17 protein-coding genes are annotated in these 19,339 nt (G+C 69.1%); 16 read left to right on the forward strand and 1 reads right to left on the reverse strand.

What is annotated here, in order from left to right; genetic code table 11:
- The first annotated feature begins 181 nt into the window (after positions 1–181).
- The 15 genes from mraZ (at position 182) to lpxC (ending at position 17,435) form a co-directional block, all read left to right on the forward strand.
- The gene (gene mraZ / locus ASE43_RS11210) at positions 182–628 is read left to right on the forward strand and encodes a division/cell wall cluster transcriptional repressor MraZ (RefSeq protein ID WP_057160503.1); all 447 of its coding nucleotides are present in this window, start codon (positions 182–184) and stop codon (positions 626–628) included.
- An 11-nt stretch (positions 629–639) separates the two neighbouring features.
- Positions 640–1,710 carry a 16S rRNA (cytosine(1402)-N(4))-methyltransferase RsmH gene (gene rsmH / locus ASE43_RS11215; RefSeq protein ID WP_056179162.1) on the forward strand — a complete coding sequence of 357 codons (1,071 nt, stop codon included), beginning with the start codon at positions 640–642 and terminating at the stop codon, positions 1,708–1,710.
- Complete coding sequence (gene ftsL / locus ASE43_RS11220) at positions 1,707–1,970, forward strand: cell division protein FtsL (RefSeq protein ID WP_056179165.1); 264 nt, start codon at positions 1,707–1,709, stop codon at positions 1,968–1,970. Before rsmH ends, ftsL begins: the two co-directional genes overlap by 4 nt.
- Positions 1,967–3,931 (forward strand): penicillin-binding transpeptidase domain-containing protein, encoded by a 1,965-nt coding sequence (locus ASE43_RS11225; RefSeq protein ID WP_082576485.1) that lies wholly within the window; start codon positions 1,967–1,969, stop codon positions 3,929–3,931. Before ftsL ends, ASE43_RS11225 begins: the two co-directional genes overlap by 4 nt.
- Positions 3,932–3,948: 17 nt before the next feature.
- Positions 3,949–5,406, forward strand: a complete 1,458-nt coding sequence (locus tag ASE43_RS11230; protein WP_057160664.1) for a UDP-N-acetylmuramoyl-L-alanyl-D-glutamate--2,6-diaminopimelate ligase — start codon at positions 3,949–3,951, stop codon at positions 5,404–5,406.
- A complete protein-coding gene (murF, locus tag ASE43_RS11235; protein ID WP_057160504.1) occupies positions 5,403–6,809 on the forward strand; it encodes a UDP-N-acetylmuramoyl-tripeptide--D-alanyl-D-alanine ligase in 1,407 nt (468 codons plus the stop codon). Before ASE43_RS11230 ends, murF begins: the two co-directional genes overlap by 4 nt.
- Positions 6,799–7,884: a phospho-N-acetylmuramoyl-pentapeptide-transferase gene (gene mraY / locus ASE43_RS11240; protein ID WP_056179171.1), complete on the forward strand. Its 1,086-nt coding sequence runs from the start codon at positions 6,799–6,801 to the stop codon at positions 7,882–7,884. The genes murF and mraY overlap by 11 nt, the downstream gene beginning before the upstream one ends.
- Positions 7,884–9,185 carry a putative lipid II flippase FtsW gene (gene ftsW / locus ASE43_RS11245; RefSeq protein ID WP_056179173.1) on the forward strand — a complete coding sequence of 434 codons (1,302 nt, stop codon included), beginning with the start codon at positions 7,884–7,886 and terminating at the stop codon, positions 9,183–9,185. The genes mraY and ftsW overlap by 1 nt, the downstream gene beginning before the upstream one ends.
- The gene (gene murG, locus ASE43_RS11250; protein ID WP_057160506.1) at positions 9,182–10,297 is read left to right on the forward strand and encodes an undecaprenyldiphospho-muramoylpentapeptide beta-N-acetylglucosaminyltransferase; all 1,116 of its coding nucleotides are present in this window, start codon (positions 9,182–9,184) and stop codon (positions 10,295–10,297) included. The genes ftsW and murG overlap by 4 nt, the downstream gene beginning before the upstream one ends.
- An 8-nt stretch (positions 10,298–10,305) precedes the next feature.
- Positions 10,306–11,739, forward strand: a complete 1,434-nt coding sequence (murC, locus tag ASE43_RS11255; protein WP_056179962.1) for a UDP-N-acetylmuramate--L-alanine ligase — start codon at positions 10,306–10,308, stop codon at positions 11,737–11,739.
- Complete coding sequence (locus tag ASE43_RS11260) at positions 11,736–12,731, forward strand: D-alanine--D-alanine ligase (protein WP_057160507.1); 996 nt, start codon at positions 11,736–11,738, stop codon at positions 12,729–12,731. Before murC ends, ASE43_RS11260 begins: the two co-directional genes overlap by 4 nt.
- Positions 12,728–13,483 carry a cell division protein FtsQ/DivIB gene (locus tag ASE43_RS11265; protein WP_056179181.1) on the forward strand — a complete coding sequence of 252 codons (756 nt, stop codon included), beginning with the start codon at positions 12,728–12,730 and terminating at the stop codon, positions 13,481–13,483. Before ASE43_RS11260 ends, ASE43_RS11265 begins: the two co-directional genes overlap by 4 nt.
- Complete coding sequence (gene ftsA, locus ASE43_RS11270; RefSeq protein ID WP_056179184.1) at positions 13,480–14,718, forward strand: cell division protein FtsA; 1,239 nt, start codon at positions 13,480–13,482, stop codon at positions 14,716–14,718. Before ASE43_RS11265 ends, ftsA begins: the two co-directional genes overlap by 4 nt.
- Before the next feature lie 197 nt (positions 14,719–14,915).
- On the forward strand, positions 14,916–16,139 hold the full coding sequence (gene ftsZ, locus ASE43_RS11275) for a cell division protein FtsZ (protein WP_056179188.1): 1,224 nt from the start codon (positions 14,916–14,918) through the stop codon (positions 16,137–16,139).
- A 387-nt stretch (positions 16,140–16,526) separates the two neighbouring features.
- Complete coding sequence (gene lpxC / locus ASE43_RS11280; RefSeq protein WP_056179191.1) at positions 16,527–17,435, forward strand: UDP-3-O-acyl-N-acetylglucosamine deacetylase; 909 nt, start codon at positions 16,527–16,529, stop codon at positions 17,433–17,435.
- A gap of 231 nt (positions 17,436–17,666) precedes the next feature.
- Here lpxC and ASE43_RS21280 read toward each other — a convergent pair whose 3' ends face one another.
- Complete coding sequence (locus ASE43_RS21280) at positions 17,667–18,116, reverse strand: DUF721 domain-containing protein (protein WP_082576486.1); 450 nt, start codon at positions 18,114–18,116, stop codon at positions 17,667–17,669.
- Between the two features lie 7 nt (positions 18,117–18,123).
- Here ASE43_RS21280 and ASE43_RS11285 point away from each other — a divergent pair, with 7 nt between their 5' ends.
- On the forward strand, positions 18,124–19,035 hold the full coding sequence (locus ASE43_RS11285; protein WP_056179193.1) for a M23 family metallopeptidase: 912 nt from the start codon (positions 18,124–18,126) through the stop codon (positions 19,033–19,035).
- Positions 19,036–19,339 lie beyond the last annotated feature (304 nt).

Below are 19,339 nucleotides of genomic sequence, written 5' to 3' on the forward strand. Positions count from 1 at the left end.
AAAAGTTGTTGACAACCTTGTGCGCAGTGCTAAGGTGGGCATCCGAGGGAAAACCGGGTTTTTTGTGGTTTTTTCGGAGGCCTTGGCCGCCGGTTGGCGGCCAGTACGCAGGTGATCCGTCGCGAGGCGGACCTAACCAGGCGACCCATCCGGTAGAGAGGGGCGCCGCACAAGGTGGGCAATGTTCCAGGGCGAAACCGCCATCACGATCGACGACAAGGGCCGGCTAGCGGTGCCCACCGCTTACCGGGACCTTGTCGCGCGCGATTGCGGCAACCGTCTGGTCATCACCTACAACCCGTTCGAGGCCGGCAGCCTCTATCTCTATCCGCTGGCGATCTGGGAGCGCGTGCGCGACCAGGTCAACGCCCTGCCCAAGGCCAAGAAGGTCAACCGCAACATCCAGCTCAAGCTGGTCGGCGCGGCCTCCTTTGTCGAGCTCGACGGCAACGGCCGCATCACCGTGCCGGCCAGCCATCGCGCCGCCGTGGGCATAGAGAAGAAGGCCGTGCTGCTGGGCATGGGCGACAAATTCGAGTTGTGGAGCGAGCAGGCGCATCACGCCCAGATCCGTCAGACCATTACCGACGACGATCTGAGCGACGAGCTGCTCGACCTGCAGCTGTGACGGGCGGTGGCATGGAGCGCCCGGGTGCGCGGTCCGGCCACCTCCCCGTGATGTATCGGCAGGTCCTGGACGGCTTGCGCATCGACGGGAGTGGGACGTACCTGGATGGCACGTTCGGCCGTGGCGGTCATGCGCGCGGCGTACTCGATCAACTCGGCGCCGGAGGCCGGCTGCTGCTGATGGACAAGGATCCCGAAGCGATCGCCGTCGCCGAACGCGAGTTCGGCGCCGATCCGCGCGTGGCGATCTTCCGCGGCAGCTTCGCCCAGCTCGCGCATTGGGATGCGGCCGAGTCCGGTCTGGACGGCGTGCTGCTGGACCTGGGCGTGTCCTCGCCGCAGTTGGACGTGGCCGAGCGCGGTTTCAGCTTCGGCAAGGACGGTCCGCTGGACATGCGCATGGACCCCGACAGCGGTGAGAGCGCGGCCCAGTGGCTGGCGCGCGCGGACGATCGCGAGATCGCCGATGTGCTGTGGACCTACGGCGAAGAGCGCCAGAGCCGGCGCATCGCGCGCGCGATCGTCGCCCGTCGCGGCGAGCAGCCGCTGACCCGCACCGCCCAGCTGGCCGACCTGATCGCCTCGGTGGTGCCGCGCGGCGGCGACAAGATCCATCCGGCCACGCGTAGCTTCCAGGCCATCCGCATCCACATCAATCGCGAGCTGGCCGATCTGGAGACCGGGTTGGACGGCGCGTTGGCGCGGCTCAAGCCCGGCGGCCGCCTGGCGGTGATCAGCTTCCATTCGCTGGAGGACCGCATCGTCAAGCAGTTCATCCTGCGCCACAGCAAGGCCCCGCCGGCCAACCGGCGCATGCCGATCGAGATCGCGTTCACGCCGACCCTGCTGGCGGTTGGCGGCGCCCAGAAGGCGCTGGACGAAGAAACCGCCGACAACCCGCGCGCGCGCAGCGCGGTGCTGCGCGTGGCCGAGAAGCTGGGAGAGCGGGAAATCGGGAATCGGGAATCGGGAATCGGCACGGCGAAAGCCCAAGCCGCTGACGATGTGCCCGGGGCCTTGCTTGTCCGATTCCCGATTCCCGATTCCCGACTCCCGGCGCCACCGGCGGGAGTCGCCCAGTGATGCGCCTGCTCGTGACCGTGCTGGTGGTGGCCAACGTGGCCTCGGCCCTGGCCGTGGTCTACGCGCGCCATCAGCACCGCCAGTACTTCGTCCAGATCAACAAGCTCGACCGCGAGCGCGACGAGCTCAACATCGAATTCGGCCGCCTGCAGCTGGAGCAGGCGACCTGGGCCGAGAGCAATCGCATCGATCAGGTCGCGCGCGATCGCCTGGGCATGAAGTTCCCGGAAGGCGTCGAAACCGTGGTGATCAAGCCATGAGCGGCCGGCGCGACGACCACCGCAGCGGCCCGCTGGACCGCCTGCTGGGCGAGCGCGGCAAGCGCCAAGGCCCGTATTCGCGCGGCCCTTCGGATCGCGGCGCGGGCAAGCCGCGCGGGCGCGCGCGCTTCGACCTGCGCAATCGCCTGCTGATCGTCGGCGGCACTCTGGGTCTGTGCGCGCTGGCGCTGGTCGGGCGCGCGTTCTATCTGCAGGTGATCGGCAACGATTTCTACCGCCAGCAGGGCGACGCGCGCGCGCTGCGCGAGATTCCGATCCCGACCTCGCGCGGCATGATCACCGACCGCAACGGCGAGCCGCTGGCGGTGTCGACGCCGGTCGAGTCGATCTGGGGCAATCCCAAGGAACTGTTGAAGAACCCGGCGCGCCTGCCGGAGCTGGCGGCGGCGCTGGGCGTGCCCACCGATTACCTGACCCGCAAGCTCAGCCAACGCTCGGGCAAGGAGTTCCTGTACCTCAAGCGCCGGATCAATCCGGACGAGGCCCACCGCATCCTCGCGCGCAAGATTCCCGGCGTGTTCTCGCAGCGCGAGTTCCGTCGCTTCTACCCGCAGGGCGAAGCGATGGCGCACGTGCTGGGCTTCACCAATATCGACGACCGCGGCCAGGAAGGGCTGGAGCTGGCCTTCGACGACTGGTTGCGCGGCAAGCCGGGTGCCAAGCGCGTGATCCGCGACGGCGCCGGCCGCATCATCGAGAACGTCGATCTGGTCAAGTCGGCCGAGCCCGGTCACGACCTGACCCTGACCATCGACCGTCGCATCCAGTACCTGACCTACCGCGAACTGCGCCGCGCTCTGCTGGAGACCGGCGCCAGCAGCGGTTCGGCGGTGGTGCTGGACGTCGACACCGGCGAGGTGCTGGCGATGGCCAACCTGCCGACCTATAACCCGAACCTGCTGGGTTCCGGCAATCCGGACACCCACCGCAACCGCGCCGTCACCGACGTGGTCGAGCCCGGCTCTACCATGAAGCCGATCACCATCGCGGCGGCCCTGCAGTCGGGCCGGGTCACCCCCAACACCATCGTCGATACCCGCCCGGGCTCGATGCCCAACGGCCGTTACCGCATCAACGACACGCACAACTACGGCGTGCTGACGGTTACCGGCGTGATCACCAAGAGCTCCAACGTCGGCGCCGCCAAGCTCGCGCTGCCATTGCCGAACGACTACTACTATCAGTTCGTGAAGGGCTTCGGTTACGGCCGCAAGCCCGAAAGCGGCTTCCCCGGCGAATCCTCTGGCGTGCTGATGCCTCCGGACCGCTGGAGCGGCACCACCAAGGCGACCATGTCCTACGGCTACGGCCTGTCGGCGACGCCTCTACAGATCGCGATGGCCTACGCAGCGATGGCCAACGGCGGCAAGCTGATCGCGCCGACCTTCGTGCGCGGCCAGCGCAACGAGCCGCAGCAGGCGATGGACCCGAAGGTCTCGGCTGAGGTCATGCGCATGATGCAGACCGTGACCGAGCCCGGCGGCACCGCCAAGGCCGCGGCGATCCTGGGCTACCACGTCGCCGGCAAGACCGGCACCGCGCGCAAATTCAGCGGCACCGGCGGTTATTCCAACAAGTACATCTCGCTGTTCGCCGGCGTGGTGCCGGTCAAGCGTCCGCGTTTCGCCATGACCGTGGTCATCAGCGAGCCGGATCCGTCGATGCGCGGCTATTACGGCGGCTCGGTGTCCGGCCCGGTGTTCCGCAACGTCATGGACGGCGCCCTGCGCCTGATGGACGTGGCGCCCGACGACATCGACACCTGGCTGGCGGCGCAGTCGGCAGCCGAAGCCAAGCGGCTCAAGGCAAACGGCGGCAAGCCCAGCGGCCCGGTGCTGCCGATCGACGCCGACAGCGTGAGCGAGAACATCGAAGAACTGCCCGCCGATCTGCCGCCGGTGGCGGCGGGCGCGGTCGCGCCGCTCGGAGCCGGGCGATGAACGCCGCGCGCCGCGCCATGCCGTTGACCGAACTGCTGCCGGACGTGGCGGCGGTGCCGGCCGGCCTGAGCATCACCGGGCTCACACTGGACAGCCGCGCGGTGCGCGCGGGCGATGCCTTCGTCGCGATCGCCGGCTTCGGCGCGCACGGGCTTAAGTTCGTCGCCCAGGCGCGTGCCGCCGGCGCCAGCGCGATCCTGTTCGAGCCGCCCGCGCCGCAAGACCTGCCGGCGCCCGACGACGCCATCGCTGTGCCCGGCTTGCGCGCGCGCTTGGGCGAGATGGGCGACCAATTCCACGGCCGCGCCAGCGCCGCGATGAGCATGGTCGGGGTGACCGGCACCAACGGCAAAACTTCGACCGTGCAGTTGTTGGCCCAGGCCTGGCATCTGCGCGGCCTGCGTTGCGGCACCATCGGCACGCTCGGCGCCGGGCTTTACGGCCAGATCGTGCCGACCGGCTTCACCACTCCGCTGGTGCTGCAGCTGCACGAGCTGCTGGCCGACATGCACGATGCCGGCGCCCAGGCGGTGGCGATGGAAGTCAGCTCGCACGCGCTCGATCAGGGTCGCGTCGACGGCGTGCATTTCGATGTCGGCGTGTTCACCAATCTCACCCGCGACCACCTGGACTACCACGGCGACATGGCCAGTTACGGCGCGGCCAAGGCGCGGCTGTTCGCGTGGCCGGGTCTGAAGGCGGGCGCGATCAACCTGGACGACGAGTTCGGGCGCACGCTGCACGCGGGACTGTCCGCGAGCGTGCGTGCGATCGGCCTGAGCTCGCGCGGCGCCGACGGCGCCGACCTGCGCGCCGAGCGCCTGAGCCTGGACAACCGCGGCATCGGCTTCGACCTGGTGGTCGACGGCCAGGCGCACGCGGTGGCCTCGCCGCTGCTGGGCCGTTTCAATGTCGACAACCTGCTGGCGGTCGCGGGCGCGCTGTACGCGCTGGGCGATGCGCCCGCGCAGATCGCCGCGACGCTGTCGCAGCTGCAGCCGATCCACGGCCGCATGAACCGCCTCGGCGGCGACGGCCGCCCGCTGGTGGTGATCGACTACGCGCACACGCCCGACGCGCTGGATCAGGCCCTGAGCTCGCTGCGCGGTCACGCGCGCGCGCGCCTGATCTGCGTATTCGGCTGCGGCGGCGAACGCGACCGCGGCAAGCGCCCGCAGATGGCCGCGATCGCCGAGGCGCGCGCGGACACGGTCGTGGTCACCGACGACAACCCGCGCGGCGAGAACGGCGACGCCATCGTCGCCGACATCGTCGCCGGCTTCGCCCATCCCGAACGCGCGATCGTGCTGCGCGACCGCGCCGCCGCGATCGCCCGCGCGATCGCCGATGCCGGCGCCGACGACATCGTGCTGGTGGCCGGCAAGGGCCACGAGCCCTATCAGGAAATCGACGGCGTGAAGCACCCCTTCGACGACACCGACGTCGCGCGCGCGGCGCTGGAGGCGCGAGCATGAAGTCGCTGCGCCTGTCCGAGATCGCACGCATGACCGGCGGTTGCCTGCACGGCGAGGATGCCTCGGTCGCGTCCGTGGTCACCGACACCCGCGCCCTGGCCGAGGCGCGCGATGCGCTGTTCGTCGCGCTCAAGGGCGAGCGTTTCGACGGCCACGACCACGTCGCCGCCGCGGCCGCCGCCGGTGTGGCGGGCGCGCTGGTGTCGCGTCAGATCGACAGCGCACTGCCGCAGGTGGTCGTCGCCGACACCGAGCGCGCGCTGGCCGCCTTCGCCACCGCCGTGCAGCGCGAGCGCAACGCCACGATCACCCTGGCGATCACCGGCAGCAGCGGCAAGACCAGCGTCAAGAACCTGACCATCGCGATCCTGGAACGCGCGGGCCGCGCCTACGCGACGCCCGGCAACCGCAACAACGAGATCGGCATGCCGCTGGCGGTGTTGGCCGCGCCCGAAGACGCGCAGTACGCGGTCTACGAGATGGGCACCGGCGCGCCAGGCGATATCGCCTACCTGACCGCGATCGCGCCCGCGCGCGTGGCCCTGGTCAACAACATCGCGCCCGCGCATCTGGAGCGCATGGGCAGCCTGCTCGCGATCGCCGATACCAAGGCCGCCGTCTACGACTCGCTGCCGCCGGACGGCGTGGCGGTGATCAACGCCGACGACGCGTTCGCGCCGTATTTCGCCGAGCGCGCGCACGGCCGCCGCCTGATCCGCTTCGGCCTGGATGCCAGTGCCGACGTGAGCGCGCGCGACATTCGCCTGGGCGAGGAAGGCTCGCAGTTCGTGCTGACCGCGCCGCAGGGCGAGGCCGCGATCGCGCTGGCCATTCCGGGCCGCCACAACGTGCGTAATGCGCTCGCCGCGGCCTCGCTGGCGCTGGGCGCCGGGGTGGCGCTGGACATCATCGCGGCCGGCCTCAACGCCGCGCGTCCGGTGTCCGGGCGTCTGGTCACCCATCGCCTGCGCAATGGCGCGGTGCTGATCGACGACAGCTACAACGCCAATCCGGGCTCGGTCGCGGCGGCCATCGACACGCTCGCCGACGCCACCGCGCACGGCCGCGCGGGCGAGGGCTGGCTGGTGCTGGGCGACATGCGCGAACTCGGGCCGGACGGCGCGGCGATGCACGCCGAGGCCGGCCGTCGCGCCAAGGGCGCCGGGCTCAAGCGCCTGTTCGCGCTGGGCGCGCTCAGCGCCGAAGCGGCGCGCGCGTTCGGCGAGGGCGCCACGCATTACGACAGCCACGAGGCGCTGGCACAGGCGCTCGCGGCGGAGCTGCGCGAGGGTGTGCGCGCGCTGGTGAAAGGTTCGCGCGGTAGCGCGATGGATCGAATCGTGACAGCGCTGCTGGCCAGCGACGCGTCGCCGAATGGGGAGGAACCGACGCATGCTGCTTGAACTGACGCGCTGGCTGGAACAACTGCAGAGCCTGTTCGGCCTGTTCGGCTATCTGACCTTCCGCGGCATCCTCAGCGCGCTGACCGCGCTCGGACTGTCGCTGTGGTGGGGCCCGGCGGTGATCCGCAAGCTCGCCCAGTACAAGGGCGGCCAGCCGATCCGCAAGGACGGCCCGCAGACGCATTTCTCCAAGGCCGGTACGCCGACCATGGGCGGCGCGCTGATCATCATGACCGTGCTGGCCTCGGTGCTGCTGTGGGGCGACCTGCGCAACCGCTACGTCTGGCTGGTACTGGCGGTGATGCTGGCGTTCGGCGCGATCGGCTGGTACGACGACTGGATCAAGATCGTGCACCGCGATCCGAACGGGTTGAAGTCGCGCTGGAAGTATCTGCTGCAGTCGATCTTCGGCCTGGCCGCGGGCATCTTCCTGTACTACACCGCCGACGCCCCGGCCGCGACCACCTTCTATATCCCGATGCTGAAGTCGATCGCGCTGCCGCTGGTGGGCGTGACCTTCATCGCGATCGCCTATTTCTGGATCGTCGGTTTCTCCAACGCGGTCAACCTGACCGACGGCCTGGACGGCCTGGCGATCATGCCGACCGTGCTGGTGGCCTGCGCGCTGGGCGTGTTCGCCTACGCGTCGGGCAATGCGGTGTTCTCCAACTATCTGCAGATTCCGCAGGTGCCGGGGGCGGGCGAGCTGGTGATCATCTGCGCGGCCATCGCCGGCGCGGGATTGGGCTTTTTGTGGTTCAACACCTATCCGGCGATGGTGTTCATGGGCGACATCGGCGCGCTGGCGCTGGGCGCGGTGCTGGGGACGGTCGCGGTGATCGTGCGCCAGGAACTGGTGCTGGTGGTCATGGGCGGCGTGTTCGTGATCGAAACCCTGTCGGTGATGATCCAGGTCGCCTCGTTCAAGCTCACCGGCAAGCGCGTGTTCCGGATGGCGCCGATCCACCACCACTTCGAGCTGAAGGGCTGGCCCGAGCCACGCGTGATCGTGCGCTTCTGGATCATCTCGGTGGTGCTGGTCCTCGTCGGCCTGGCGACCTTGAAGGTGCGCTGATGAACGACACCGCCGCACGCCAGGCAACACGACTGGACGCCATCCACGGACGTTACGATCCGTGGCTGTTGGCGGTGTCGTGCGCGCTGGCCTGCGCCGGTCTGGTCATGGTCGGCTCGGCCTCGATCGGCATCGCCGACGGGCTCGACGTCGGACCGTTCTACTTCCTGGTCAAGCACGCGATCTTCCTGGCCGTGGGCCTGGTCGCGGCGGTGTGGCTGATGCGCACCGAGCTCAAGACCCTGGAGCAGTACAACCAGGTGCTGCTGCTGGTGTGTCTGGTGCTGCTGCTGGCGGTGTTCGTGCCCGGCATCGGCAAGAGCGTCAACGGCGCGCGTCGCTGGCTGAATCTGGGCGTGTCGAATTTTCAGGCGGTGGAAGCGGTCAAGCTGCTCTACATCCTGTGGCTGGCCAGCTACCTCAAGCGCTTCAGCGAAGACATCTCGGCGACCTGGATGGCGATGCTGAAGCCGATCGGCGTGGCGGTGGTGCTGGTGGCGCTGCTGCTGCTGCAGCCCGACTTCGGCTCCTCCTCGCTGATCCTGGCGATCACCGCCGGCATGCTGGTGCTGGGCGGCGTGAACATGCCGCGCATGTTCGGCCCGGTCCTGATCGGCCTGCCGGTGCTGGCGATCGTCGCGATCGCCGAACCCTACCGCGTGAGCCGACTGACCTCGTTCCTCGATCCGTGGTCGGACCCGTTCAAGACCGGCTACCAGCTCACCAACGCCTTGATGGCGGTCGGCCGCGGCGAGTGGCTGGGCGTGGGTCTGGGCGCGTCGGTGCAGAAGCTGTCCTACCTGCCCGAGGCGCACACCGACTTCATCCTGGCGGTGATCGCAGAGGAGTTCGGTTTCGCCGGCGTGTGCACGGTCGTCGGCATGTATGCCTTGCTGACCGGGCGCGCGTTGTGGATCGGTCTGAAGTGCGTGGAAATGCGCCGTCACTTCTCCGGCTACGTCGCCTTCGGCATCGCCTTGTGGATCGGTCTGCAGAGTTTCGTTTCGATCGGCGTGAATCTGGGCCTGTTGCCGACCAAGGGCCTGACCCTGCCGATGATCTCCTCCGGCGGTTCCAGCGTGATCATGACCTGCGCGGCCTTGGGCGTGCTGTTGCGCGTGTCCTACGAACTCGACCGCGCCCAGCGCCAGGTCGCGCGCCTGCGCACCGAGGCTACCCAGCCCTCGGCCGGCGTGCCGGCGACCGCGAATCCGTTGCCGGCCGGCGTCGCCGCCGATCCGGTGCGCGGCACCAGCCGCCTGCGCCAGCGCATCGAGCCCAGCCTGGGGAGGACGGCATGAGCCTGAGCAAGGCCGTCACCGATTCCGACCTGCATCCGGTGATGATCCTCGCCGGCGGCACTGGTGGGCATATCTTCCCGGGCCTGGCGGTCGCGCGCGCGTTGATCGCGCGCGGCACTCCGGTGCTGTGGCTGGGCGCCGACGGCGGCATGGAAACGCGTCTGGTGCCGCAGCACGGCATCGCGATCGACACCATCGCGGTGCGCGGCATCCGCGGCAAGGGCGTGGCCGCGCTGCTGGCGGCGCCGTTCAAGGTCGTGGGCGCGGTGCGCGCGGCCGCGCAGGTGCTGCGCCAGCGCCAACCGCGCGCGGTGATCAGCTTCGGCGGTTACGCGGCCGGGCCGGGCGGCATCGCCGCGCGCCTGGCCGGCATTCCGCTGATCGTGCACGAGCAGAACCGCGCGCCGGGCCTGACCAATCGCGTGCTCGCCAAATTCGCGCGGCAGGTGCTGACCGGCTTTCCGGACACCTTCGCCAACGGCAAGGAAGAGGTCGTCGGCAACCCGGTGCGCGCCGAGATCGCCGCGCTGGCGCCGCCGGCCGAACGCTATGCCGGCCGCAGCGGTCCGCTGCGTTTGCTGGTGCTGGGCGGCAGCCAGGGCGCGCGCGCGCTTAATGCCGCGGTGCCCAAGGCGATCGCCGGCCTGCGCGGGCGCCTGAGCTATGAAGTGCGCCACCAGTGCGGCGAGAAGCTGCGCGAGGACGCGGTGCGCGCCTATGCCGAGGCCGGCGTGGCCGCGTCGGTCGAGCCCTTCATCGCCGACATGGCCGCGGCCTACGCCTGGGCCGACCTGGTGATCTGCCGCTCCGGCGCGCTGACCCTGGCCGAGCTGTGCGCGGCCGGCGTGGGCAGCGTGCTGGTGCCGTTCCCGCAGGCGGTCGACGACCACCAGACCAAGAACGCGCAGTTCCTGGTCGACCGCGGTGCGGCCCAACTGCTGCCGCAAAGCACCGACCTGGCCGAACGCATCTCGGCCACGATCGAAATTCTCGGCGAGCGCGAGGGCCTGTTGCAGATGGCGCTGGCCGCGCGCGCGCTGGCCAAACCCGACGCGGCCGAACGCGTCGCGGACATCGTCCTGGAGCAATCGAACATGAGGAAGCCGGCATGAGTACGGCCCTGCGCCGCCGGCTGCAGCACACGGGCGATCTCGCCAAGGCCTTCCCGCGCGTGCATTTCGTCGGCATCGGCGGCACCGGCATGAGCGGCATCGCCGAGGTCATGTGCACGCTGGGCTATCAGGTGTCCGGCTCGGACATGGCCGACAACGCGGTGACCCGTCGCCTGGCTTCGTTGGGCATCGCCGTGCATCGCGGCCACGCCGCCGCCAACGTGCTGGGCAGCGACTGCGTGGTGGTGTCCAGCGCGATCAAGCGCGACAACCCGGAGCTGATGGAAGCGCGCGCGCAGCGCATTCCGATCGTGCCGCGCGCGGAGATGCTGGCCGAACTGATGCGCTTCCGCCGCGGCATCGCGGTCGCCGGCACCCACGGCAAGACCACCACCACCTCGCTGGCCGCCAGCGTGCTGGGCGAGGGCGGCATCGATCCCACGTTCGTGATCGGCGGCCAGCTGCTCGCCGCCGGCGCCAACGCGCGCCTGGGCGGCGGCCAGTGGCTGGTGGCCGAAGCCGACGAGAGCGACGGCAGCTTCCTGCGCCTGAATCCGCAGATCGCGATCGTCACCAATATCGACGCCGATCACCTGGAGAACTACGGCGGCGATTTCGCCAAGGTCCTGGCCGCGTTCGAGGAATTCCTGCATCGCCTGCCGTTCTACGGCCTGGCGGTGTTGTGCATCGACGACCCCAAAGTCGCCGCGCTGGCCGCGGAAACCCCGCGCCACGTCATGACCTACGGCTTCGACGAGGCCGCCGACGTGCGCGCCGAGGACGTCGAGCAGCACGGCCCGAACATGCGCTTCACCCTGTGCCTGCCGGACGCCACCCGCACCGCGGTGACCCTGGCGCTGCCGGGCCGTCACAACGTGCAGAACGCGCTGGCCGCGGCCGCGGTGGGCTGGCAGTTGGGCGTGCAGCCCGATGCGATCGCGCGCGCGCTGCAGAACTTCGCCGGCATCGGCCGTCGCTTCAACCTGCTCGCGCAACTGCGCACCGCCAAGGGCGCGAACGTGCAGCTGGTCGACGACTACGGCCATCACCCCAAGGAATTGGAGGCCGTGTTCGCCGCCGCGCGCGGCGGCTGGCCGGACAAGCGCCTGGTGGTGGCGTTCCAGCCGCACCGCTACAGCCGCACCCGCGATCTGTTCGACGAATTCGCCGCGGTGCTGTCCAGCGTCGACGCGCTGGTGCTGACCGAGATCTATCCGGCCGGCGAAGCGCCGATCGCCGGCGCCGACGCCAAGTCGCTGGCGCGCGCGATCCGCGCGCGCGGCCGCATCGATCCGGTCGTGGTCGGCGGCGCGGCCGAGCTGGCCGCGGTGCTGCCCGACGTCCTCAACGACGGCGACCTGCTGCTGATGATGGGGGCCGGCGACATCGGCCACGCCGCCCAGCAGATCGCCAGCCAAGGTTTTCAGGGAGAATCCAAGTGAGTTCGCAGTTCGCACCGCTCCGCGTCACCGATCCGGCCGTGTTCGGACGGGTCGCCGTGCTCATGGGCGGCACCAGCGCCGAGCGCGAGGTGTCGCTGGATTCCGGCCGCGGCGTGCTCGATGCGCTGCGCTCGCGCGGCGTCGACGCGTTCGCGATCGACGGCATCCCCGCGCTGATCGAGGCGATCCAGGCCGGCCGCGTCGACCCCACCAAGCGTGTCGATAGGGTCTTCAACATCCTGCACGGCAACAAGGGCGGCGGCGAAGACGGCGTGCTGCAGGGCGTGCTGGAAGCGCTGGGCGTGCCTTACACCGGCTCGGACGTGCTCGGCTCGGCGCTGGCGATGGACAAGATCCGCACCAAGCAGGTGTGGATGGCCGAAGGCCTGCCGACCCCGCGCTACAAGCGCATCGCCAAGGGCGAGGACGTGCATGCGGCGGCGCGCGAGATCGGCCTGCCGGTGATCATCAAACCGTCCAGCGAAGGCTCCAGCGTGGGCGTCTCGCGGGTGCTGGCCGATGCCGACATCGACGAGGCCGTGGCCCTGGCCGCGCGCTACCCCGGCGAGATGCTGATGGAGCAGATGGTGATCGGCGACGAGCTCACCGTCGCGGTGCTGATCGATGGCGACGGCTACACCGCGCTGCCGTCGATCCGGATCGTGCCCAAGGGCCCCTGGTACGACTACCACGCCAAGTACATCGCCGACGACACCCAATACCTGTGTCCGGGCCTGGAAGGCGAGGTCGAGGACGAAATCCGCCGCATCGCGATGCGCGCCTTCGTCGCCGCCGGCTGCAAGGGCTGGGGCCGGGTCGACGTGATGCGCGACCGCGTCAGCGGCCAGCTGTATCTGATCGAGGTCAACACCGCGCCGGGCATGACCAGCCATTCGCTGGTGCCCAAGGCGGCGCGTCAGCTCGGGATCGAGTACGACGAGCTGTGCTGGCGCGTGCTCGAGGCGACGGTGCAAGGAGGTGCCACGGCGTGAACGCCATGCTGCGCCTGATCGGTTGGCTGCTCGCGCTGGCGCTGGTCGCGCTGCCGGTGGTCGCCGTGCTCAACGGCTGGATCGGCGCGGGCCAATGGCCCTTGCGCAAGCTGCGCGTGACCGGGCAGTTCGATCGCGTCGACGAGGCGCTGTTGCGGCGCACGCTGTTGCCTTACGCGCAGCGCGGCTTCTTCGCGGTCGATCTGGCCTCGGCGCAGGCCGCGGTGGCCAAGCTGCCGTGGGTCGAGCATGCCGAGGTGCGCAAGCGCTGGCCGGACGTGCTGGAAGTGAGCGTGGCCGAGCACCGGCCGTTCGCGCGCTGGGGCGACGACCGCCTGCTGTCCGAGCAGGGCCGGCTGTTCCCGTCCAAGGGCATCCAGGTGCCCAAGGGCCTGCCGCAGTTCGCCGGGCCGGAAGCGCGGGTGGCCGAGGTGGTGGCTTTGTACAACGAGTCGCGCGCGATGTTCGCGCCGATCGGAATGGAGGTGCAGCGGGTCGAGATCGACCAGCGCGGCAGTTGCACCCTCGGCCTGGTCAACGGCGCCGCTCCGGGCGGTACCGAAGTCGTGGTCGGACGCGAGCAGGCGCGCGCGCGGCTATCGCGCTTCGTGCGGCTGATGCCGCGCTTGCTGGCGCAACGGGTGCAGATCCTGGCCCGCGCCGACCTTCGCTACACCAATGGTTTCGCGCTGTCGTGGGCGCCGGTCACGGCGCCTTCGGCCGCAACGCAACAGCAGCAGGAAAAGTCATGAATCGCAAAGGCGACAAATCGCTGATCGTCGGCCTCGACATCGGCACCTCGAAAGTGGTCGCGCTGGTGGGCGAGTACTCGCCCGGCAACCCGATCGAGGTCATCGGCATCGGATCGCACGAATCGCGCGGGCTCAAGCGCGGCGTGGTGGTCGATATCGAGTCGACGGTGCAGTCGATCCAGCGCGCGATCGAGGAAGCCGAACTGATGGCCGGCTGCGAGATCCGCTCGGTCTACGCCTCCATTTCCGGCAACCACGTGCAGTGCCGCAATTCGCAGGGCATCGCCCCGATCCGCGATGGCGAGGTCACCTACGGCGATCTCGACCGCGTGCTGGAGGCGGCCAAGGCGGTCGCGATCCCGGCCGACCAGAAGATCCTGCACGCGATCCCGCGCGACTACGTGCTCGACGATTCGCAGGAAGGCATCCGCAACCCGGTCGGCATGAGCGGCGTGCGCCTGGAAGTGCACGCCCACCTGGTGGTGTGCGCGCAGTCGGCCGCGGCCAACATCAGCAAGTGCGTGCAGCGCTGCGGTCTGCAGGTCGACGATCTGGTGCTGAGCGTGCTCGCGTCCAGCACCGCGGTGCTGACCAGCGACGAGCGCGAACTGGGCGTGGTCCTGGTCGACATCGGCGCGGGCACCACCGACATCGCGGTGTTCGTGCAGGGCGCGATCGCGCACAGCGCGAGCCTGGCGATCGCCGGCGACAAGGTCACCGAGGACATCGCCCACATGCTGCGCACGCCCACGCCCGAGGCCGAGCAGATCAAGGTCCGCTACGCCTGCGCGCTGGCGCAGATGGCGACCGCCGAGGAATCGATCCAGGTGCCCAGCGTCGGCGACCGTCCGCCGCGGCGCATGCCGCGTCACTCGCTGGCGCAGGCGGTGCAGGCGCGCTACGAGGAGATCTTCGAAATGATCCAGGCCGAGCTGCGCCGTTCGGGTTTCGAACAGCACGTGCGCGCGGGCATGGTCCTGACCGGCGGCGCCGCGAAGATGGAAGGCGTGGTCGAACTGGCCGAGGAAATGCTGCAGATGCCGGTGCGTGTGGGCATTCCGCAGCACGTGACCGGCTTGGGCGAGGTGGTCGGCAACCCGGTCCACGCCACCGGCGTCGGCCTGTTGCTGATGGGCAGCCAGATCGAACACCCGCGGCGCAGCTCGGTGATTCCGACCGGTCGCGCCGGCAGCTTCTTCAACAAGATCAAGAACTGGTACCGCGGCGAGTTTTGACGGCCGGGATTCGGGATTCGAGATTCGGAATTGGTTAGAGCGGCGGGCGAGAAGACGGCGAGCGAAGGATTTGCAACACGTTCCAAAAACGGCAGTGCACCAAAAACGTCGGTGGTGAGGACGAAAGGCGAGGGGCCCGCTTCTGCGAATCCCCAATCCCCAATCCCCAATCCCGGCACTTATAAGAGGACGAGGACATGGCACATTTCGAATTGGTTGAAAAAATGGCCCCGAACGCGGTCATCAAGGTCGTCGGCGTGGGCGGCGGCGGCGGCAACGCCGTGGCGCACATGGTCAGCGGCAACGTCGACGGCGTGGAATTCATCACCGCCAACACCGACGCCCAGGCGATCAAGAACTGCGGCGCCAAGCTGCAGCTGCAGCTTGGCAGCAACGTCACCAAGGGCCTGGGCGCGGGCGCCAATCCGGAGGTCGGCCGTCAGGCCGCGCTGGAGGATCGCGAACGCATCATGGACGCGCTGACCGGCGCCGACATGGTCTTCATCACCGCCGGCATGGGCGGCGGCACCGGCACCGGCGCCGCGCCGGTGGTGGCGCAGCTGGCCAAGGAGATGGGCATCCTGACCGTCGCCGTGGTCACCAAGCCGTTCCCGTTCGAAGGCCGCCGCCGCATGCAGGTCGCGCTCAAGGGCATCGAGGAGCTGTCGCACCACTGCGACTCGCTGATCACGATCCCGAACGAGAAGCTGATCACCGTGCTCGGCCGCAACGCCACCATGATCCAGGCCTTCCGCGCTGCCAACGACGTGCTGCTGGGCGCCGTGCAGGGCATCGCCGACCTGATCGTGCGTCCGGGCCTGATCAACGTCGACTTCGCCGACGTGCGCACGGTGATGAGCGAGATGGGCCTGGCGATGATGGGCACCGGCTCGGCGCGCGGCGACGATCGCGCCCAGGCCGCGGCCGAATCGGCGATCCAGAACCCGCTGCTGGACGACGTCAACCTGTCCGGCGCCAACGGCATCCTGGTCAACATCACCGCCGGTCCGGACTTCACCATGGCCGAGTTCGACGAGGTCGGCCGCACCATCGAGGGCTTCGCCTCCGAGGATGCGACCGTGGTCATCGGCACCGTGCTCGATCCGGACATGCAGGACGAGGTCAAGGTCACCGTGGTCGCCACCGGCCTCAACCGCGTCGCCGCCAAGCAGTCGGTGCGCGGCCAGGGCTACGAGCGCGAATCGCAGCGTGCCCCGATCCAGCTGGTGCGCAATGCGACCACCGGCCAGCCGGAGTTCTCGGCCATGGACGAAATGCCGTCCTCGCCGATGCCCAGCTTCGGCGGCAGCCTGCGCGGCGGCTCGCGTCCGGTCGAGACCTCGGCCCCGGCCGTGGCCGACTTCGGCAACGACAGCAGCTACCTGGACATCCCGGCGTTCCTGCGCCGGCAGGCGGACTGAGGAACGAGTAGTGAGCGCAGAGGCGTGAGGAGCGAGTAAGCGCAGCTTTCGCTCACTACTCACATCTCTCAGCTCACTCCTGCAGTACCGCCCTCGGGCCGGACTCGTCCCCTGGCCCGGGGGGCAACACTCCGCCGCACGCTTCGGCGCACGGCGTTTGGACCGGTCGACCCGTCCCTAGGCGGGTCGACCGGTCGGTTTCTCCGTGCGAGGCTCCGGTATAGGAACTCGGGTGGGACACTGCGTCCTTTCCGTTCAGGTTCAGGGTCCTGCGTGCTACCCTTGCGCGGTTTCGACCCCGTCCCGATAGTGATGGAGTCGGCCGCAAGACCAGAATCCACGACCGGCCGCCGTTCCCCAGCAGCCCAGGCAGATCCTCTCCGAACCATGTTGCGTCAGCGCACTCTCAAGAACGTGATCCGCGCCACCGGCGTGGGCCTGCACAGCGGCGAGAAGGTCTTTCTCACCCTGCGCCCGGCCCCGGTGGATAGCGGCATCGTGTTCCGGCGCGTCGACCTGGATCCGGTGGTGGAGATCCCCGCGGCCGCCCAACTGGTCACCGAGACCGTGCTGTGCACCGGCCTGACCCAGGGCGCCGGCAAGGTCATGACCGTCGAACACCTGTTGTCGGCCCTGGCCGGCCTGGGCATCGACAACATCTTCATCGAACTGTCCGCGGCCGAAGTGCCGATCATGGACGGCTCGGCCGGCCCCTTCGTGTTCCTGCTGCAGTCGGCGGGCATCGCCGAGCAGGAGGCGCCCAAGCGCTTCATCCGCATCAAGCGCCCGGTCGAGGTCCGCCACGGCGACAAGGTCGCGCGCTTCGAACCCTACGACGGCTTCCGCCTGGGCTTCACGGTGGTGTTCGACCATCCGGCGATCCCGGCCTCGCAGTCGCGCGCGGAAGTGGAGTTCTCCACCGAGAACTACATCCGCGAGGTCAGCCGCGCCCGCACCTTCGGCTTCATGCGCGATCTGGAGTACATGCGCGAGCGCAACCTCGGCCTGGGTGGCTCGATGGACAACGCGATCGTGCTGGACGAGTTCCGCGTGCTCAACGACGACGGCCTGCGCTACGCCGACGAATTCGTGCGCCACAAGATCCTCGACGCGGTCGGCGACCTGTACCTGGCCGGGCACCCGATCATCGGCGCCTACGAGGGCTACAAGTCCGGCCACGCGCTCAACAATCAGCTGGTGCGCGCCCTGCTGGCCGAGCGTTCGGCCTGGGAAGAAGTCACCTACACCGACGTCGACGCGCCGCCGGTGGCCTACGGCGAGCCGGTCACGGCCTGAGCCTCGCGCCCGACCCGGCACAGCCCGGGAACAGAGGGCGCACAAAGCATGACCCCAACGTGCGACGGATCACAGACGTGAACGTCCGGTGACGCTTTAACTAAATTTTAACGGATTTTTTCCGTTTCTTTAGTGCGCTCTTAACAAATTCAAGGGTTTAGGCCGTTAGCATGCCCCGACCCGGCCTCATAGCCGGCGGCGGCACAGACCGTGCCAGCCGTCGAACGGTGGTCAGGCGGCGTCATCCGAACCCGATGGATCGGGTTCTTTGAGCGATGCCAGGGCGTCCGCCAACGCTTTTTGCGCGTACGCCGACATGGGTAAGGCTTTCCTGGCCGGTTGCACAGGCGCAGCCGCCGGTGCTGTCGTTTTGACGATCAGTTCAGCTGCATCCAGCCCGACGGAACGGGCCGCGTCGAGTAGTTCCGGAGCCGCGAGCCGCAGCTTGGCCCGCCACACCGGAGCATCGACGACAAATACGAGCTTGCCGTTCTCGAAGTTAGCCAGTCGCGCGTGCGCGGCCAGCGAAGGCGGCAAGAGGGGGCGTAACCGTCGGTCCAGACCGTCCAGCCAGAGCGCTCGACGGATCGGGTTCCCCGCCGGCTCCGCGAGCAGCGCTTCCAGCGCGTCGCGAGGGGTCGAGGGGGGGCGCGTTGGTGGTTTGGACTTGGAATCAGACATAGAACAAATGACCTATCAAACCATCGTAAACAAATCGCGGGCGCAGCTGGGATCGTTCTTCCAGCACGTAGGCCACTTCGGCGGACGTCGCCCCGCGGTCGCGGTAGCCCTGCTGCTGGGCACCGGTGTGGCGCTGGGTGCCGGCGCCGGCATCGCCGACAACGCCATGCTGCGCGCCCAGGTGCGCGACCAGCAGGCCCAGATCGACGCCACCCGCCGCGACGCCCAGCGCGAGATCAACGCCCTGGCCGCCCGCATGGGCGAGCTGCAGGCCGAGGCCAATCGCCTCAACGCGCTCGGCGAGCGCCTGACCCGTATCGGTCAGCTGCAGGACGGCGAGTTCGACTTCAACAAGCCGGTCGGCCAAGGTGGCGCCGGCCCGGTCCGGGACATGCCCAAGGCCGAGTTATCGGTGGGTATGGCCAAGCTGGACGGCCAGTTCAAGGCCTCCGGCGAGCAGCTGTCGGTGCTGGAGTCGCTGCTGTTCAATCGCCAGCTCGACATGAACGCCGTACCGTCGCGCGCGCCGATCGCCAACAGCTATATCACGTCGGGCTTCGGCGGTCGCGCCGATCCCTTCAACGGCGGTAGCGCCTTCCACAAGGGCATCGACTTCGAAGCCGACGTCGGCGATCCGGTGCTGGCCGTGGCCGACGGCGTGGTCAGCTATTCCGGCGTGCGTTCGGGCTACGGCAACGTGGTCGAGGTCGACCACGGCAACGGCTACGTGACCCGCTACGCGCACAACTCGCGCCTGCTGCTGAAGGTCGGCGAGCTGGTGCGCGCGGGCCAGGAAGTGGCCAAGGCCGGCTCCACCGGCCGCTCCACCGGCGCCCACGTGCACTTCGAGGTCTGGGAGAACGGTCGGGTCGTGAACCCGGTCAAGTTCTTGAACCAGCAGTCGCCGCTCAGGGGCTGATGGCCCAAGACGCCAGCGCGCCTCGGGGCGCGCTGGCGACGACCGCTACGGCGCCCTCGGGCGCCGTTCGCGTTTTAGGGCCCGGTCCGCATGAATGCGGGACCTGTCGTCGGCCGCCGTGGCCCCTTGCAAGCGCCGGGGCGCGGCCCAAGCTAGAATGAGCGTTGGCTTAAGACCAGGCTCGATGCGATCGGGGCGCCACGCGCTCCGATTCCGTCTCTGGACCTTCCTCAATCGGGAACTCGCCGGCGGTTAAGCGTTCTTAACGCGTTCCGCCCCCGGATTCCTGTTCCGCTTCACGGAC

The sequence above is a fragment of the Lysobacter sp. Root983 genome (genome assembly GCF_001429345.1).
Classification (GTDB): domain Bacteria; phylum Pseudomonadota; class Gammaproteobacteria; order Xanthomonadales; family Xanthomonadaceae; genus Lysobacter.